Source organism: Bacillus sp. Leaf49, assembly GCF_001426125.1.
Lineage (GTDB): Bacteria > Bacillota > Bacilli > Bacillales > Bacillaceae > Bacillus > Bacillus altitudinis.
Map to the genome: position 1 here is coordinate 40,837 of NZ_LMRK01000023.1, position 18,104 is coordinate 58,940.

Here is an 18,104-nt window from a genome sequence, read left to right on the forward strand (position 1 = left end):
TCATCCAATTTTTACAGGGTACGGTCAATAGGAAAAGAAAAGAAATCATGTGCAGCTTCAGTCAGCGGGAATATATCGCGGGCTTCTTTGAGTAATTGTTTCATTGACTCTTCCCCTTGGTACCGTGCACTAATATGAGTCAAAATCAGTCTTTTTGCGCCTGCTTCCTGCGCTGTTTTTGCTGCCTGTTCTGTCGTACTGTGATAATAATTATAGGCTAGTTCTGCATCTTCTTTCCCAAATGTTGCTTCATGGACTAACACATCCGCATTCTTGGCAAGCCTTGTTATATTCTCGCACAAACGGGTATCTCCTGAAAATGCAACGATTCTCCCTTTTTTAGGGGGTTCCAAATAATCGGTTCCATCAATCATTCTTCCATCTTCGAGTGTAACGGTTTCCCCATTTTTCAACTTCTGATACAAAGGTCCAGGTTTTACACCGATTTTTTTTAGGTCTTCGGCTTTTAGTGCACCGGGTACATCTTTTTCCACGACCCGATAACCGTAAGCTGGGATCCCATGAGACACTCGTTTTGCTTCTACTTGAAAGGTATCATCTTCAAAAACGATCCCTTCCTCTATTTCTATGATATGCAGCGGATAAGTCAAATGCGTTTGCGTCGCTGAAAGTGCCGCGTTTACAAAAGCTTTAATGCCGCTTGGACCATATATCGTCAATTTATCCTCTCCGCCTTGAAAGGACCTGCTGCCAAGCAGACCTGGGAGACCATATACATGATCACCGTGCATATGCGTGATAAAGATCTTCTCAATTTTTCTTGGTTTAATCGTTGTATGTAATATTTGATGCTGCGTCGCTTCTCCGCAATCAAAAAGCCACACGGCTTTTCTCTCTTCTAAAAGCTTCAGCGCAGTGCAAGTGACGTTTCTTGTTTTTGCAGGAATGCCTGCACCTGTTCCTAAAAAGAGCAGTTCCATTACGATTTCCTCCTACAGCCGGTATACAATCTCTTCATTCATATAGAATACATGAAGACAGGATAAATGTGAATTCAGCGGAATTTTTGAAAAAAGTCAAACTTGGGCAGAAAAAGTCGAATCAAATGTTTGCTTTACGAACAATGAACCTTTAAAATAAAGAAAATGTACATACATTCTCGGTTTTTACAACAATGCTACGAATAAAGTGAGGTACTTTTCGTGAATACAGAAACTAACTATCCAAAAGCAGTCATTGTCATCTTTGGCGCAACAGGAGACCTTGCAAAACGCAAGCTCTACCCTTCTATACATAGACTTTATCATAGCGGAAAGCTTGGAGATCAATTCGCTGTTGTAGGTGTTGGACGTCGTCCTTGGTCTCATGAAGACCTAAGAGCTGTGGTAAAAGAATCGGTCTCTTCTGATGATGCAGAAGCAAAAGCAGAGGAATTTATTTCTCATTTCTATTACCATGACTTTGATGTCTCAAGCCCTGCTTCCTATCAAGCACTGAACACACTTCTTTCTGGTCTTGAAGATACATACAGTATCCCAAATAACCGGATGTTCTATTTAGCGATGGCACCGGAATTCTTCGGAACCATTGCGAAGTTTTTAAAAAGTGAAGGCGTATCAGAAACGACTGGATGGTCTCGACTTGTCATTGAAAAACCGTTTGGTCATGACCTCCCTAGTGCCAAAACATTAAATGAAGAGATCCGAGATGCATTTACAGAGGATCAAATTTATCGTATTGACCACTACCTCGGTAAACAGATGGTGCAAAACATTGAGGTGATTCGTTTTGCGAATGCGATCTTTGAACCGCTTTGGACAAACCGTTACATTTCAAACATTCAAATCACATCGAGTGAATCATTAGGCGTCGAAGACCGTGCGAGATATTACGAGAGTTCTGGTGCACTGAGAGATATGGTCCAAAACCATATGCTTCAAATGGTTGCACTACTAGCCATGGAGCCGCCGATTAAGCTCAATACAGAGGAAATCCGTAGCGAAAAACGGAAAGCATTGCGTGCGCTTCGTCCTTTCTCGAAAGATGAAGTGGATCAATTCTTTGTCCGCGGACAGTATGATGCAGGAACGATTGATGGCAATATGGTTCCTTCCTATCTTGAAGAGCAAAATGTGGACCCAAACTCCAACACAGAAACATTCGTTGCAGGGAAACTTCTCATCGATAACTTTAGATGGGCCGGGGTACCATTTTACATTCGTACAGGAAAACGTCTAGAAAAGAAATCCACTCAAATCGTGGTGCAATTTAAAGACATTCCGATGAACCTGTACTATGGAAACGGGAATTCCATGCATCCAAACTTACTTGTGATTCATATTCAGCCAGACGAAGGCATTACCCTTCACCTGAATGCTCGCAAGCTTGATGGCGGAACGTATGCTAAACCAATTAAGCTGGACTATCAAACAAATTACAACGACATCATGAATACACCAGAAGCGTATGAAAAGCTGATTCATGACTGTTTGCTAGGTGACGCAACAAACTTTGCCCACTGGGATGAAGTGGCACTGTCTTGGAACTTTGTTGATCCAATTTCAAAAAAATGGGCTGAAACCAAAACGTTAAAACCAAATTACCCTGCTGGTTCTATGGGACCAAAAGAAGCAGATCAGCTTCTTGAAAAAGATGGATATCACTGGTGGAATATATAAAATCAACGAAAAAAGAGCAGTCTCCCGATTGAGGGGGTTCTGCTCTTTTTTTAAAGTCGTGTTTTCGTAATTTCAACCGTTGAAAAATCAAATTTATCATAGCGATGATGGCTAAAGGAATATTCAAACGGCCGGCCTGTGTTTAAATAAGCCACCTGCTCCACTTCTAGCACCGGATCCGTAGGGTCACAACCTAAATATTGCTGATCAAGCTGATCTGATTTAGCCGCTCTAATTTTTTTGTGCGCTCCTGCCACTTTTAAATGAAGTGTGTTTGTAATGTAGCTATAGATAGACCCCAATAAAACCTCTTCATCTATTCCCTTAATGACATTGACAGGCATAAAGGTTTTTTCTAATACATATGGCTCTTCTTCCACCAAACGGAGCCGAATAATGTCATAGACGGGTGTGCTTGAGTCAATGGATAAATGAGCTGCCACCTCTTCACTTGGAAAATGCACATCAAAGCGAATGATTTGGCTCGTCACGTTTTTATCTGCCATCACTTTCGTGAACCCTTTATTTTCATGACCTGATACGTTGATCGCACCTTGATTTAGCGCTGCCTTCACAATAAATGTGCCATGACCTCTTTTTCTAAAGAGCAGACCTTCCGCCACTAAAAGATCAAGCGCACGCTTCATCGTCATTCTGCTGCATTTAAATTCAGCGGCAAGCGAGTTTTCATCTGGAATGGGTTGATCTTCTGGATAATATGCTGTTCCTATTCTTTTTCTAATTTCTTCTGAAATGAGTTCGTACTTTGTCATCTCACACCACCAACTGACTTGTTTTTTCATATCCTATCATAGCGCTTTCTAGCCTTCCTCTCATTCTACACTAAGCCTAGTGCGCTTAAAAGGTTCGAGCCACTTTCATTTCAATCCTTTCATCTTTACATAAGAAAAATACTTGCCCTTTTCAAGGAAAGAGCAAGTATCTTGATTAGAAACCATTATTCTCTGAAACCGATTGAAACCAGTAGCCACTTTTTTTGATGGTACGTTTCCCGTCTTTCTCAAGGTCCACTGAGACAAATCCATAGCGATTTTTATAGGCATTCGACCATGACCAATTATCCATAAACGTCCACAGATGATAGCCTTTTACATGACTTCCTTCTTGAATGGCTTGATGCACCCATTTAAGATGCTCAGAAATAAAATCAATGCGGTAATCGTCATGAATCATTCCTTCTTCATCCTGAAACCGCTCTTCTCCTTCGACACCCATTCCATTTTCAGAAATAAAGCATTCAATATTCCCATAGTCTGTCTGGACTTTTTTCAATATATCGTAAATACCCTTTTCATAGATTTCCCAGCCGCGGTACACATTCATTTTTCTGCCCGGCATTTCAAAAGAATCGAAATAATGGTCTGGCATAAATGGTGCATCAGGGTGAGGCATATGTTCCTTTGCTTTCACTCTTCTGGGCTGATAATAGTTGATGCCGAGAAGGTCGATCGTGTTCTCTTGAATGAGTTCAAGGTCTCCTTCCTCCATAGCTGGCATCAATCCTTCTTTCTTTAACACGTCCACTAGCTTTTCAGGGAAATGTCCTTTCACTGCTGGATCTAGGAAGGACCGGTTAAAGAAGGCGTCAGCCATCTCAGCTGCTTCGACATCCCGCGGATTCTGGCTTCGCGGATACGAAGGAGTAAGGTTGAGGATAATGCCTATTTTCCCATCCTGCTTCATCTCTTTATAAGCCGCAATGGCCTTAGCATTTGATAAAATCTCATGAAATCCAACTTGCACTGCCTTTTGGAAATCAACTTCGTTTGGATAATGGAAGCTATACATATATCCACCCTCTACAGGAACAATCGGCTCGTTATGGGTAAACCATTTTTTCACCCGGTCGCCAAATAGCTGAAAACACAATGTCGCATAGCTGACATAATCGTCTACGACCTGCCTGTTTACCCATCCTCCCGTCTCCTGAAGCGCCATTGGCATATCAAAATGATACAAGTTCACAAACGGTTCAATGTCACTCGCTATCAGTTCATTGATCACATCATTGTAAAAAGCCACAGCTTCTTCATTAACAGCCCCTTTTCCCTCAGGTAAAAGGCGTGACCATGAAATAGATAGACGAAACGAGTTGTGCCCAATCTCCTTCATGAGTCGGATATCCTCTTTGTATTTACGATAAAATTGCGAGGTCACAGCTGGACCGACGCCCTGAAAAAAACGATTCGGCTCTTTTTCAAACCAGTGATCCCAAATGTTCGGTCCCTTTCCATCTCCTGGATAACTGCCTTCTGTTTGCGTAGCAGAGGCAGAAGATCCCCACCAGAAACCTTCTGGAAATGTATATGATTGACTGTTAGTTTCCATCGACATGTATTGAGTCTCCTTCACCTTTGATGTTTGTTTGTTTCGTTTTTTCTGTCGTGACTATTTTTTCATTTTTCACATTCATACGATCAATAAATTTTAGGAACGGGAACCAAATGACAAACACAATCATTAAATTAAACAGCTGAAGCAGACCGCCCGCTAATGAATTCGTTGCCATGACTCCGCTAATAAAGATCGGTACTGTCCATGGAATATTCACGCCTGTCGGAGGCGGCACAATACCTGCGGCCATCGCAAAATAAGAAATACAAGTAATCACCATTGGCGCCAAAATCCATGGAATGAGAATAAGCGGGTTCATCACAATCGGTAAACCGAAGATAATGGGTTCATTGACGTTAAATAAACCTGGTCCTAAGCCGAGCTTTGCTACTTGTTTCAATTGCTTACTTTTAAGAAAAATTAAAATCGTAAACACAACAGCTAGCGTCATACCGGTTCCACCCATACCCACTGTATAGATTTCGATAAACTGCTTGCTGATGATGTTCGGAACCTCACCTGTTTTTGTGTAGCTTTCTAGATTTTGAATGGACAATGTATTCCAAATCGGGTCCATGACAGAGTTGATAATAATTTGGCCGTGGAGCCCAAAGAACCAAAGAATTTGTATAAAGAAAATAGCGATCAAGGTCGGAATGATACCGCTTCCAAGTCCGACAAGCGGCGCCTGAATCGCATTGTAAATCAAGTCATGCATGTTGGTTTTGAACCCTTGTGTAATGATGATATTGATCAGTAGAAAGGTTGTGAGTGTCAAAGTAGCCGGGATGAGTGCAGCAAAAGACTTAGAAACAGCTGGCGGAACCCCTTGCGGCATATTGATGACAAATTTCTTTTGGACAAAATAGCGATAAATTTCAGCAGACAAAAAGCCTGTGATCATTCCAAGGAACATTCCCTTTGCGCCCAAACGATCGACTGGGATGACGCCTGCAATGGATGCACCGCCCTCTTGTTCTAGTAAAAATGGCGTAAGGAGCAGAAAAGAGGCTAAAGCGATCACACCGCCAAAGACAGCTTCCACATCATAGCTTTTCGATAAATAGTAGCCAATCCCAAATACAACAAACACACTCATAATGCTGATGGTCGCACTAGGTGCAATATTCAGTGCAGACTGAACACCTTCCAGTGCTGTTTGACTCATGATCTTATCTAAAAATGGCAAATTCATTAATACGACCATGATGGAACCAAAAATCGTTAATGGGAACGCAAGCATAAAGGCATCCCTTAATACACCTAGATAGCGATTGTTGTTCAATCTCCCAGCAATCGGAACCAAAATCGCACTTATTTTATCAAACATTGGTTTCCCCCCTTGTTTACACCCTTTATTGTTTCAGTGATTGCAATATCGGTAAGAGCTCTCCCACAAGCTCTTTTATTGTCATCGTTGACATGAAATGATCTTCGGCATGCATGAGCAGCAAGGAGAATGAAATCGTTTCTCCGCTTGCCTCTTGCTGTACCATTTGAAAATGAATATCATGTGCATTCCGCAAGTCATCTTCCGCTTCTTTGAGAAGGTCAGATGCTACTGTTTCATGACCTTCTCTGAATTGTTTAAGAGATTGAAGCAATTTGCTTCGTGCATTTCCGCTGTGTAAGATCAATTGAAAACTGATTTGTTCTTCCGTGAGTCCTTCGAGCGTTTTCTTTTCCATCCTTTAAGATTCCCCCATCAATGAAACCGCTTGTTCATACGCTTTTTGTCCATCTGCTAGCCCATACGCCTGCATATCGATGACCTCTACTTCAATCCCATATTTTTGAGCTTCTTTTTGAAGATCCCCTTTTAAAAAGCTCATTTGCGGTCCAATTAATACAACATCGGCATGTGCCATTTCTTTTTTCGCTTGGTCTTGTCCGACTGCCCAAATCTCTGCTTCTTCCCCTATAGACTCAGCATGTGCCTTCATCTTTGTGACTAGTAAACTCGTAGACATACCAGAACTGCATGCTAATAAAATACGTTTCATTTCTCTCACCCCATTGTTGTAATAAAAGCGCTTCCAGTTAATATTATATATTTTTATTTTTAAATGTCTAGACATTTAATTATATATGTCTGTATTTTATTTTAAAAATGACCGTATCAATACTCACAACAAGCTTTCAGAACAAAAAAGATCTCATCCAGATATGAACGAGAGCCCTTTTCTTTTAAAAAATACTCTCCGAATGAACCATAAAGTAGCTTCTTCTTCAGAAAACAGTCTTTGAGAATTTTGTTAAAATAAGTGCGAATGACTTAGCTCATTCAAAAACCCATAAATCATGAGAAGTAACTGCCCAGAGATGGAAACAGATTCTATTCCCACTCAATTTGACGGATAGGTAAACGTCTTTTGCTGCTACTTTTCGAATCTATTCATATCTTTGCAATCAAAGGGAGTCGATATCATGGCAGTCACTCATTTGTGTGAAGCCTGTAAAAGAAACGAGATTGATGTTGTAAAAATTTCTGATGAACCAGCTCAGCCTTATCGTTTATGCAATGATTGTCACAGGCGGCTGTTAACCTATTCTTTACGGCCAATTGAATGGTATCACTTAGCGATCATCCACTCTCCAAAGAAATTTTTATTGCACGATGATTTTTATGAAGAAGACGGAGAGACTTGTCAGCCAGAAGAAGATGTATTGGTCACAGCAGAAGAGAAAATACCCACATTACAAGCGGTTCAACATGATTTGGAGTCTTTATTAGATTTCTCAATCACAAGATGGTTTCTTCAATACGATGTCATCAATGCCCTGAAAAAACACGATACACAAAAAATTTTGATGTCTGTAAAAGCTAGATTTTATGGAACGGAAAATCATGAAGTCAAATCAAGAATGCTGGAGATCGCAGCTGATGTTTTAGGTACTGCAGCTTCGGATTGGGTAAGAGAGCTTTGGGAGAATGATGCCGATAAATTTTTTCATCCGCTTTCTTGGGCAGCAGCCAGTAGTTTACCAGCCGAGGAAGGAATGAGACGTATTTTTGATCAATTGAAATGTGTAAGTGAAAAGGAATTGCCAATGATGGCTCTCTCCAGCCTATATCGTTTCCGTTCACATCACATACTTGATTGGATGGAGTCTCATTGCTCCTCTTTTAACGACAGTTGGGGCAGGTTGGCATCAGCATGCTTTCCAACATGGCTCAGAATGAAATCTTGGCTAAACAAAGGAAGACCTTTCAGTTTAATTGCACTCGATACAATGGCGAACTGTCTAGCAGTTCAAAACGATCCATTTATCGAGGAGTTATCACCTAAAATACTTCGTACAGATATCAATGAAATAGAACCCATTTTATATGATTATCTTCAAAAAGATGGCGTTCCTCGTGTCAAAACGAAAGTAGGCATCATCGTGAAGAACAAAGAAGCCATATTTAAAAAAGGCGAATAAATGGATAAAAGCGTGTGCAATGTTTATGCTCACGCTTTTCACTAGCATGACAACATACTAGATCATAATTTGATGTTGTGTTATCCTCTGAGCCCAGCCCGTGATCAACATATGCACGATTATCCTTTTCCTGCTTGGAATCCCGGGTACTTGGTCATACCGCCGTCTACATATAACGTCAACCCTGTCACATAGCTCGCTTCTTTTGATGCAAGCCAGACAGCACATGCTGCCACTTCTTCAGGCTTTCCGATATAGCCAATTGGTATCAGCTCAATGACGCCCTTTTTCAATGCTGGATCATTAAATTTTTCGGCATTGATGGGGGTATCAATTGCACCTGGTGCAATACTGTTTACACGGATTTTTTTAGGGGCATATTCTAGTGCCAGCGTTTCTGTCAAAAGCTTGGCGCCTCCTTTACTTGCTGCATAATGGACAAAATGAGGCCACGGAATTTGCTGATGGACCGACGACATATTAATAATCGACCCCTCGATCCCGTGTTCTGTCATATACTTTAATGCATCACGGCACCCTAAAAACATACCTGTTAAATTGGTGGACATCACTTTGTTCCAGTTATCTAGCGTCATTTCAGTTGAAGGAACTTCATTTTCAATTCCTGCATTATTGATCATGACATCAAGACTGCCATATGTATCAACAGCTTGATTAATCATCGCCTTCATATCCTCTTCTTTTGATACATCCCCTTGAATTTTCACAGCCTGTCCGCCACTTTTTTGAATCTCAGCAATCGTGTCGTCCGGGTTTTCTTTATCTGAGAAATAATTGATCACTACATTGGCTTTTTCTTGTCCAAACCGGCGCGCCATCGCCTGACCTATCCCTGTACCTGCTCCTGTGATGAGAACTGTTTTTCCTTCCAAATCTGGATACATTCGCTTAAAACCTCCTATTTTGTAAAACCTAGTAGCACACCACCTGCGATAATCATCAAGCAGCCTGCAATGACAAAGCTTGTTTTAGATGCTTTCTCTTTTAATAAATAAATACCGCCTAAAGTCGAGATGACAATTCCTGTTTGAGACATGGAAAAACTTACTGCTACGCCAATGAGTGGAATCGCCAAAAGAAGCCCTAGATTTCCTGTCGACCACACAAGACCAGCAATGATATTTCTAAACGTATATTTGCTAAACGGGTCTTGCTTTAGACTAATCGCTAACGATGAAAGCAGCATGCCGACAGATTGCGGAACGAGCGCAGACCAACCATCTATATGAAACCATCTTAAAATGACGACGTATCCGACGTAGCCTACGGTTGAGATGAGCAAAATGATGATTCCCTTTTTAAAATTGCCGCCCTCGTTTCCGCCACTCTTTTTTTGACCGAGGGATGTCATGACAACGCCAGCAATAATAAATAAAATGGCACAAGAACCAATAAGTATGACCGTCATGGTCTGCCATTCTTTGAAGACAATGACACCAAATAATGTCGTGCTCACAAGCTGCATACCCGTTGATAAAGGAACAGCCTTTGACACCCCTAGAAAGGCGACACTTGAAAGCTGATTCATTTGCCCAATACTCCAAAAGATCCCAGAGATAACGGAAACCGCAAAAATAAGCGGTGTCAGTTCCGGCATTTTGATCAAATAGGCGCCGATTGAAAACAAAAAAGCGCCGAGGGTAATGCCGAGTGTTTGCTGATAGGCATTCCCGCCAAGTTTGACACTGATGAGAACAATACTTCCCCAAAATATCGCTGGGAGAAGTGCATATAAAATGCCCACTTCTATCCCTACTTTCTGTTCTTTTTTACTTAGCATCCCTCTTTTTCGGATTTTTAGCCGAATAGATGTAAACACAAAAAAGACCTTACCAAAGGTAAGGTCACAGCGTGTAGACAAACCCTCGCATTCGGTGTCAGTCCTGCAAAGGTTTTCTATCACGCTAAAAAGAAGACAAAGGGCTAAAATCAAGTTCATTTTAGCCCTTTGTCAACAATCTAAGACCTTACCAAAGGTAAGGTCTTTTGAGGTTTTATATTTATTTCATCCATTCAGTATGGAAGACGCCTTCTTTATCTGTGCGCTCATATGTATGTGCGCCGAAGTAGTCACGCTGTGCTTGAATTAAGTTAGCTGGAAGGACAGCTGTACGATAGCTATCAAAGTAAGCTAGTGCACTTGAGAATGAAGGAACAGGAACACCTTGTTCTACTGCAAGTGAAATCACTTTACGAAGTGATGATTGATAGCTTTCTACGATATCCTTGAAGTAAGGATCAAGCAATAGGTTTTTCAATTCAGGGTTACGGTCATATGCTTCTTTGATTTGCTGCAGGAAGGCTGCACGAATGATACATCCACCACGGAAGATCATGGCAATTTCACCGTATTTCAAATCCCAGTTATACTCATCAGACGCTGCTTTCATTTGCGCAAAACCTTGTGCATATGAGCAGATTTTACTCATGAATAGGGCTTTTCTAACCGCTTCGATCAGCTCTTGTTTATTCTCTGCTGATTGCGCTGGCTTAGGACCTTCAATTAATTGACTTGCTTCAACACGCTCATCTTTCATTGCTGAAATGTAACGCGCGAAAACAGATTCAGTAATGATTGGAAGCGGAACACCTAGATCAAGAGAGCTTTGGCTCGTCCATTTCCCAGTTCCTTTTTGTCCAGCTTTATCTAAGATCACATCCACAAGCGGCTGATTTGTTTCTTCATCCACTTTTGTGAAAATGTCAGCTGTAATTTCAATTAAATAGCTGTCAAGCTCGCCTTTATTCCACTCTGAGAATACTTCATGAAGCTCCTCTGCTGACAATCCTGCCACATGCTTCAAGATAAAGTATGATTCAGAGATCAATTGCATGTCTCCGTACTCGATACCGTTATGAACCATTTTGACATAATGTCCTGCTCCATCTGGACCGATATACGTTGTACAAGGCTCACCATCTACTTTCGCAGAGATGGCTTCTAAAATTGGTTTCACTAGCTCGTGCGCTTCTTTTTGACCGCCAGGCATGATAGAAGGACCTTTAAGTGCGCCTTCTTCACCGCCAGAAACACCTGTACCAATGAAGTGAATACCACTTTCCGCAAGCTCTTGGTTACGTCTTTGTGTATCCTTGTAATATGTATTTCCACCATCAATTAAAATGTCACCTTTCTCTAGGTGAGGCAATAATGATTGAATGGTTGCATCTGTTGCTGCACCCGCTTTTACCATTAAAAGAATTTTACGCGGCGTTTCAAGCGATTGAACAAATTCTTCAATGCTGTATGTGCCTACAACGTTTTTCCCTTGTGATTCTTGAAGAAACTCTTCTGTTTTGCTGCTAGATCTGTTATAAACGGACACGGAGAAACCGCGGCTTTCAATATTTAGGGCAAGGTTTTTCCCCATAACGGCTAGTCCAACGACACCGATTTGTTGTTTTGACATAATTCTGACGTCCCTTCTAACACACTATATTGATTACTGCTGAAATGATGTACCCTTTGAAATTACCACAACATCACCTCTTTTATCAAGTTTTCAGGCTAGTCATTTCCTCTTTCGTCCTGAAAAAAGTCTTTATTAAAACTTGTACCACTTGTTTTGCTCTCTTTTTCCTTAATGGTTACTCCTCTTTGGATGAGTGGTTTACCGTATTTTTCTTTCAGTCCGTCTAAAAGAGATTGGAGCGGTTCGTCTTTTGCATCTTCTGTATAAGAGAATAAATCAAGCTGCTTGACGGCTGATTTTCGTTCCACAAGATCGGTCCCCGTCACACCTAAAAGTCTTACTGGCTGGTCATTCCAATGCTTTAGGAATAGCTGCTTTGCCGCCTCAAATAGATCTTCCTTTCCATCAGTTGGATTCGTGAGTGTGACGCTCCGTGTGATATTTTTCCAGCTTGCATACCGAATCATAATGAGCAGCCGATTTGCCATCACTTCTTTTCTTCGTAATCTGGCACTCACCGATTGCGACAGTTTTTCTATTAATGAGACGAGTTCATCTGTATCATCAGAATCGTGAGGAAGAGTGGAAGAATTGCCGACAGATTTAAATTCGTATATTCTTTCTGGGTCGACAATGCCGTCATGCTCTCCGTTTGCTTTTTGCTTTAACCTCGGTCCATTGATGCCTAATAACTCTTTCAGCGCATATTCATTCGCTTTTGCTAAATCTTCAATAGTATGAATTCCGATGGTTTTCAGCTTATCTGCCGTTTTCTGTCCAACCCCATGCATGTCACCTGCAGGGAGCGGCCAGAGCATTGTCGGGACATCTCGTTTACGCAAAATGGTAATGCCCATTGGCTTTTTCCAATTAGACGCCATCTTCGCTAGAAATTTATTCGGTGCAATGCCAATACTCGATGGAAGCATGAGCTCTTCTACGAGCCTCGTTTGAATATCATGAGCGGTTTTCACGGCATGCTCAGCATAAGGTGTATCGGTTAAATCAATATAGCCTTCATCAATTGAAACGGGTTCAACTAAGTCACTATATTCTCTTAGTATGGTAAACATTTCTTGTGAGGAGCTGCGGTACCGGTCGAAGTTGGGTGTACGCACAATCAGTCCCGGACATAGCCGCTTCGCTTCCCAGAGTGGCATCGGCGGCTTCACCCCGAGTGCTCTTGCCTCGTAGCTGCAGGTCACAACTATCCCTTTGCGCTCTTTTGCATTTCCGCTAATGGCTAAAGGTTTCCCTCTCAAAGAAGGATCATACGCCATTTCTACCGATGCATAAAAACTATTCATATCAATATGAAAAATGATTCGCCCCTTCTTTTGAGAATCAGCCATTTGCTTGCCTCCTTAGGTGATCTACTTTCCTTCACTTCACCTTGATTTCACCTGTTTGTTCCATTAGACATTTCATATGGTGTATAGTACACTGTGAGTAATGAAATGGATGTGATAATCATGATTATTGATACATTCAATGAAGTCTTTTTCCTTGTTGAATTCTTTACGATTATTCTTCCAGCGCTGACCGCCATCGGTATTGCTTTCTTATTAAAAGACTGCCGAATGAACGAGCACCTCGGAGGACATCGTTTAGAAGAGTTGGATGCATCTTGTTTGAATCGAACAGACTTTCTGTTTATCATATATGATCGCATTACAACTTGGATTAGTAAAGTCATTCGAATGAAAAGATCATCAAATGATGATGAAGACCATTCGCTTCCTCTCTCTTATTAGACTTTATTATTGAGGAGGAAACGAATTGAAACGTTTATTGACTATTTGTACGACTTTATTTTTGATGATGGTAGCGTCACCGGCATTTGCTGCCAGTGCGCAAACAAATACAAGCTCTGATGGGTTTTTCCATCATTATTTTGTTCAGCCTTTTTCTGAGTTGATTATCTGGCTTGCGAACTTTTTCCATGATGACTACGGTTTATCTATTATGTTCGTGACATTGATTGTCCGGCTGCTTATTTTCCCGCTTTTTGCAAACCAATTTAAAAAGCAGAGAGTGATGCAAGAGAAAATGGCACTCGTTAAACCTCAGATTGACCAAATACAAAGCAAATTGAAAAAAACGAAAGAACCTGAAAAACAAAAAGAACTGCAAATGGAAATGATGAAAGTATATAAAGACAACAATGTGAACCCGCTGGCAATGGGCTGTCTGCCGATGCTGATTCAAATCCCAATTGTTCTTGGCTTTTACTCAGCAATCCGCTCAACACCTGAGATCGCAACACATTCGTTCTTATGGTTTAACTTAGGACAAACTGATCTTTTGGTGGCGATCTTTGCAGGGGCCATGTATTTCTTGCAATTTTATGTCACACAAAAATTCGCAAAACAATCAGGCACCCAAACAGAAGCTGCACTGAAACAAGCAAAAATCATGGGCATGATTTTCCCAGTCATGATGCTGTTTCTATCAATTAATGCTCCCGCTGCTCTTCCTTTATATTGGATGACAAGTGGACTTTTACTCACCATTCAAACGATTATTTTAAATGTGATGTACCAAAAATCAAAAACAAAAGCTGCGGCAAACGATTCAGTTAACCCAGCAGCTGAATAAATTATAGCCCCCTTACCGGAACATGATAAGGGGGCTTTATTTGTCTTCTGTAGAGCGCAACAAATAAAAGATGCGTGAGCTCCGGCACGCAAAATGACCCCTTATCCATGGATAAGGGGCCTTTGTTTATGCCAATTCCTCTTTCAATCGCTCAGGCAATTGATCAAGATCCTCAATTTTCCCTAGAAACTTATTAGGGTCCACTTGTAAAATCATCTTGTTCTCTCTCTCAACGACGCCGAAGAAATATTCAGATGCTTTTGTGTTCATATGAAATGGCTTGATCTCACTTAGCTCGATATCTATGATATCTTTTGCATCAGAAACAAGGCAGCCAATCATTTGATCGTTTAATTCAAATAGTAGAACCTTAGACTGTTCGGTTACATCCAGAGGTTTTCCGTGCAGCATGACACCTGTGTCACTGACTGGAATGACCTCTCCTCTTAACGACATGAGTCCTTTAATCTCTTTTGGAAGGTTCGATACTTCTTGTAAATAAGGGACCTTCTCAATTGAGCGTATATGTTCTACGCTGATACCAAAATCCTCTTGTCCCACCTGGAAAATAATGATCTTTTGCGTGCTCACAGAGTCTCCTGCCTTTACGATGGATTTGTCGTTTCTTCGATAATGGCGAGAACCATTTCAGCTGTCTTGACTAATTCTTCAATCGGCATTTTCTCATTTTTCGTATGAATATCTTCATATCCAACAGCTAGGTTGACGGTCGGGATGCCGTTTCCAGCAATGACGTTTGCATCACTGCCTCCCCCGCTTGTCTGTAGTTCTGAAGGACGGCCAATTTTCGCAGCCGCTTTTTTCGCCACTTCAACGACTTGATCGCCGTGTGAGAATTTAAAGCCTGGATACATGATGTCAATTTGTACATCGGCACTTCCGCCCATTTCTTTAGCGGTTTTTTCAAAGGCTTCTTTCATTTTCGCTACTTGCGCTTCCATTTTTGCCGGTTCTAAAGAACGTGCCTCTGCCAAAATATCCACTTGATCACAGACAATATTCGTTTGTGTTCCGCCTTCAAAGCGGCCGATATTCGCCGTTGTTTCTTCATCAATACGGCCAAGCGGCATGCTCGCGATCGCTTTTGATGCAATCGTAATCGCAGAGACGCCTTTTTCAGGTGCCACACCTGCGTGAGCTGTTTTTCCGTAAATGGTTGCACGTACTTTCGCCTGTGTTGGCGCAGCCACGATAATAGTACCGACTTTGCCATCTGAATCAAGCGCATAACCATATTTTGCTGTCATCAGTTTCGGATCTAACGCTTTTGCTCCTACAAGTCCTGATTCTTCACCAGCTGTAATGACAAATTCAATCTTGCCATGCGGTACATTTTTCTCTTTTAGGACACGGATCGCTTCAAACATTGCAGCAAGCCCTGTTTTATCGTCAGCACCAAGAATGGTTGTGCCATCTGTCTTGACATAGCCGTCTTCAATGACTGGCTTAACACCATTACCTGGTACAACTGTATCCATATGAGAAGTAAAATAAATCGTATCTGCCTCTTGATTCCCTTCAAGTGTGCAAATAAGATTGCCTGCTCCATGGCCGGTTGTCTCTTTTGAATCATCTTCTACTACATTAAGCCCTAAACCAGTAAATTTCTCTTTTAGGACTTCAACAATTTTTTCTTCATGTTTTGTTTCTGAATCGATTTGAACAAGTTCTAAAAATTCGTCTAATAAGCGTTTCTCATTGATCATGATGATGTTCCTCCTCTTATAGCGGCATGTTTCCATGCTTTTTTAACGGTCTATCTTCTTCCTTACTGCGAAGCAGGTCAAATGAGCGAATGAGCCGCTCTCTCGTTTCATCTGGCATTAAAATATCGTCGATTAATCCTAATTGTGCTGCCTTCATGACACTAGCTTCATTGTCCACCTCACGCAAAGCAGGATGAACAATTTCGTCTGCAAATGCTTTTCCCATGACATCAATTTCTGCCTCTGGCCATGCATACACAAAGTCAGCACCTAAGCCCTTACTATTCATCGCAACGTATGCACCGCCAAATGCCTTTCGCAAAATCAGAGTGATCTTTGGAACGGTCGCCTCAGCGTACGCATACAGAAGCTTTGCGCCGTGGCGGATAATGCCTGCATGCTCAGCTTTCTCCCCTGGCAAAAAACCAGGAACGTCCACAAGGGTTAAAATGGGAATATGAAATGCATCGCAAAATCGAATAAACCGAGCCGCTTTATCAGCTGCATCGAGGTCAAGGCTTCCTGCCAGCACCTTAGGCTGATTGGCTACAAGACCAATGGAAGACCCTTGTAATCTGGCAAAACCTGTGACGATATTTTTGGAGAAACAACGCTGCGTTTCAAAAAATGAGCCGTGGTCGGTGATCGCTGTCACCACTTGTTTGACATCATAAGTACGTGATGGCTCCTTTGGCAAGATGTTCCCAAGATCGCTCGCATCATGCTTTTGCACCTTACGATGAATGACAGGCCGTCGTTTCGTTGGTATGTACGTTAAAAGCGTTCGAACTGCTTTTAACACGTCTCTCTCATCTTTCCCTGTATAGTGCACATTCCCGCTTGTTTGATGCTGAACCGCTGCACCTCCAAGCCAGTCAGGACAGACCGTCTCTCCTGTTGCTTTTTCTATCACTTTCGGACCAGTTAAAAACATATGAGCTGTTTGCTCCGTCATGAATACAAAATCCGTCAATGCAGGTGAATATACTGCACCTCCCGCACAGGAGCCTAAAATAACGGATATTTGCGGAATTTGACCAGAGTACAGCACATTCCGTTTAAAAATCTGACCGTATCCCTCTAATGATACCACACCCTCTTGAATTCTCGCACCACCTGAGTCTTTTAGACCGATAACAGGCATTTGATTTTTAGCAGCCAAATCCATTAAAGCCGCTATTTTTTTCGCATGCATGTCCCCTAGCGAACCCCCGTACACGGTCGCATCTTGTGCATAAACGCCTACTTGTCTCCCATGAATCAGTCCCGTCCCAGTGACAACGCCATCCCCTAAATGTTCTGAGCGGCAGCCTTTAGCAAATGACTGGATTTCCATAAAGCTGCCTTCATCAAGAAGTTCATGAAGCCGCTGACGAACAGTCAGCTTTCCTTTGTTTCGGTGAGCCGCTGCTCGTTTTTCACCGCCGCCCCTTAAAGCTTTCTCGCGCCATTCAGACAAGTCATTGAACGATTCATGCATCTTCCTGTTTCTCTCCTTTCAAAGGCTCACACAATTCAATTAGCACACCTGACGTTTCTTTTGGTGAAATAAACGCAATGCGCTTTCCGTTCGCACCATTTTGTGCGCCTTTTTGAATGAGCTGCATGCCGAGCTCGTCAAGTTGACTGAGATCAGCCTGAATGTCACCTGACTTTAATGCAATATGATGAAGCCCCTCTCCTCTTTTTATTAAAAAGGTATGTAATGTGCTGTGATCCGACATCGGTTCAATCAACTCAATGTGCAGATCACCTAGGGAAGCAAAAGATACCTTGACCCCTTGATTCGGAAGTACTTCTATGTCTGAAAATTCCCAGTTAAACAGCCTAGAGAACGTACGTGCTGTTTTTTGAATTGAGAAAACGGCAATGGCTATATGATCGATTTGATTCATCCGTTCACTTCCTTTGTACATCACTTGTCG

At 41.8% G+C, this 18,104-nt stretch carries 18 protein-coding genes; 4 read left to right on the forward strand and 14 right to left on the reverse strand.

Features of this window, described 5'->3' with window-relative positions:
* Positions 1-11 precede the first annotated feature (11 nt).
* Positions 12-941, reverse strand: a complete 930-nt coding sequence (gene rnz, locus ASG46_RS16250; RefSeq protein ID WP_035702824.1) for a ribonuclease Z — start codon at positions 939-941, stop codon at positions 12-14.
* A gap of 222 nt (positions 942-1,163) precedes the next feature.
* Here rnz and zwf point away from each other — a divergent pair, with 222 nt between their 5' ends.
* Positions 1,164-2,639 carry a glucose-6-phosphate dehydrogenase gene (gene zwf / locus ASG46_RS16255; RefSeq protein WP_035390764.1) on the forward strand — a complete coding sequence of 492 codons (1,476 nt, stop codon included), beginning with the start codon at positions 1,164-1,166 and terminating at the stop codon, positions 2,637-2,639.
* A gap of 50 nt (positions 2,640-2,689) precedes the next feature.
* On the opposite strand, the gene ASG46_RS16260 is transcribed toward zwf, so the two are convergent.
* From ASG46_RS16260 to ASG46_RS16280, 5 genes are all read right to left on the reverse strand, one after another.
* Positions 2,690-3,412 carry a GntR family transcriptional regulator gene (locus tag ASG46_RS16260; protein WP_017357941.1) on the reverse strand — a complete coding sequence of 241 codons (723 nt, stop codon included), beginning with the start codon at positions 3,410-3,412 and terminating at the stop codon, positions 2,690-2,692.
* 175 nt (positions 3,413-3,587) lie between these two features.
* Positions 3,588-4,994, reverse strand: coding sequence for a glycoside hydrolase family 1 protein (locus ASG46_RS16265; RefSeq protein WP_056705209.1), 1,407 nt, complete (start codon positions 4,992-4,994; stop codon positions 3,588-3,590).
* Complete coding sequence (gene celB / locus ASG46_RS16270) at positions 4,978-6,324, reverse strand: PTS cellobiose transporter subunit IIC (RefSeq protein ID WP_007501108.1); 1,347 nt, start codon at positions 6,322-6,324, stop codon at positions 4,978-4,980. The genes ASG46_RS16265 and celB overlap by 17 nt, the downstream gene beginning before the upstream one ends.
* A 25-nt stretch (positions 6,325-6,349) precedes the next feature.
* Positions 6,350-6,682, reverse strand: a complete 333-nt coding sequence (locus ASG46_RS16275) for a PTS lactose/cellobiose transporter subunit IIA (protein WP_017357943.1) — start codon at positions 6,680-6,682, stop codon at positions 6,350-6,352.
* Between the two features lie 3 nt (positions 6,683-6,685).
* Positions 6,686-6,997: a PTS sugar transporter subunit IIB gene (locus tag ASG46_RS16280; protein ID WP_017367558.1), complete on the reverse strand. Its 312-nt coding sequence runs from the start codon at positions 6,995-6,997 to the stop codon at positions 6,686-6,688.
* 424 nt (positions 6,998-7,421) lie between these two features.
* Here ASG46_RS16280 and ASG46_RS16285 point away from each other — a divergent pair, with 424 nt between their 5' ends.
* Positions 7,422-8,420, forward strand: a complete 999-nt coding sequence (locus ASG46_RS16285; protein ID WP_056705211.1) for a hypothetical protein — start codon at positions 7,422-7,424, stop codon at positions 8,418-8,420.
* Between the two features lie 119 nt (positions 8,421-8,539).
* Here the strand turns inward: ASG46_RS16285 and ASG46_RS16290 are convergent, their stop codons facing one another.
* From ASG46_RS16290 to ASG46_RS16305, 4 genes are all read right to left on the reverse strand, one after another.
* Positions 8,540-9,325: an SDR family oxidoreductase gene (locus ASG46_RS16290; protein ID WP_056705213.1), complete on the reverse strand. Its 786-nt coding sequence runs from the start codon at positions 9,323-9,325 to the stop codon at positions 8,540-8,542.
* A gap of 14 nt (positions 9,326-9,339) precedes the next feature.
* Positions 9,340-10,185, reverse strand: a complete 846-nt coding sequence (locus ASG46_RS16295) for a GRP family sugar transporter (protein WP_024718904.1) — start codon at positions 10,183-10,185, stop codon at positions 9,340-9,342.
* Positions 10,186-10,441: 256 nt separating this feature from the next.
* Positions 10,442-11,851, reverse strand: coding sequence for an NADP-dependent phosphogluconate dehydrogenase (gndA, locus tag ASG46_RS16300; protein WP_017357947.1), 1,410 nt, complete (start codon positions 11,849-11,851; stop codon positions 10,442-10,444).
* A 98-nt stretch (positions 11,852-11,949) separates the two neighbouring features.
* On the reverse strand, positions 11,950-13,206 hold the full coding sequence (locus tag ASG46_RS16305; RefSeq protein WP_024718903.1) for a DNA polymerase IV: 1,257 nt from the start codon (positions 13,204-13,206) through the stop codon (positions 11,950-11,952).
* Positions 13,207-13,326: 120 nt separating this feature from the next.
* On the opposite strand from ASG46_RS16305, the gene ASG46_RS16310 reads away from it, so the two are divergent.
* Together ASG46_RS16310 and ASG46_RS16315 are read left to right on the forward strand one after the other, a co-directional pair.
* Positions 13,327-13,608, forward strand: a complete 282-nt coding sequence (locus tag ASG46_RS16310) for a hypothetical protein (protein ID WP_008342247.1) — start codon at positions 13,327-13,329, stop codon at positions 13,606-13,608.
* Positions 13,609-13,633: 25 nt separating this feature from the next.
* Positions 13,634-14,452, forward strand: coding sequence for a membrane protein insertase YidC (locus tag ASG46_RS16315; protein ID WP_056705214.1), 819 nt, complete (start codon positions 13,634-13,636; stop codon positions 14,450-14,452).
* Positions 14,453-14,578: 126 nt separating this feature from the next.
* Here the strand turns inward: ASG46_RS16315 and ASG46_RS16320 are convergent, their stop codons facing one another.
* From ASG46_RS16320 to mce, 4 genes are read right to left on the reverse strand one after another with little or no spacing between them, the layout of a single operon-like run.
* Positions 14,579-15,043, reverse strand: a complete 465-nt coding sequence (locus tag ASG46_RS16320; RefSeq protein WP_008342245.1) for a chemotaxis protein CheW — start codon at positions 15,041-15,043, stop codon at positions 14,579-14,581.
* A 14-nt stretch (positions 15,044-15,057) separates the two neighbouring features.
* On the reverse strand, positions 15,058-16,179 hold the full coding sequence (locus ASG46_RS16325) for a tripeptidase T (protein ID WP_035390776.1): 1,122 nt from the start codon (positions 16,177-16,179) through the stop codon (positions 15,058-15,060).
* A 16-nt stretch (positions 16,180-16,195) separates the two neighbouring features.
* Positions 16,196-17,659 (reverse strand): acyl-CoA carboxylase subunit beta, encoded by a 1,464-nt coding sequence (locus ASG46_RS16330; RefSeq protein WP_056705215.1) that lies wholly within the window; start codon positions 17,657-17,659, stop codon positions 16,196-16,198.
* A complete protein-coding gene (gene mce / locus ASG46_RS16335) occupies positions 17,652-18,074 on the reverse strand; it encodes a methylmalonyl-CoA epimerase (protein ID WP_056705217.1) in 423 nt (140 codons plus the stop codon). The genes ASG46_RS16330 and mce overlap by 8 nt, the downstream gene beginning before the upstream one ends.
* Positions 18,075-18,104 lie beyond the last annotated feature (30 nt).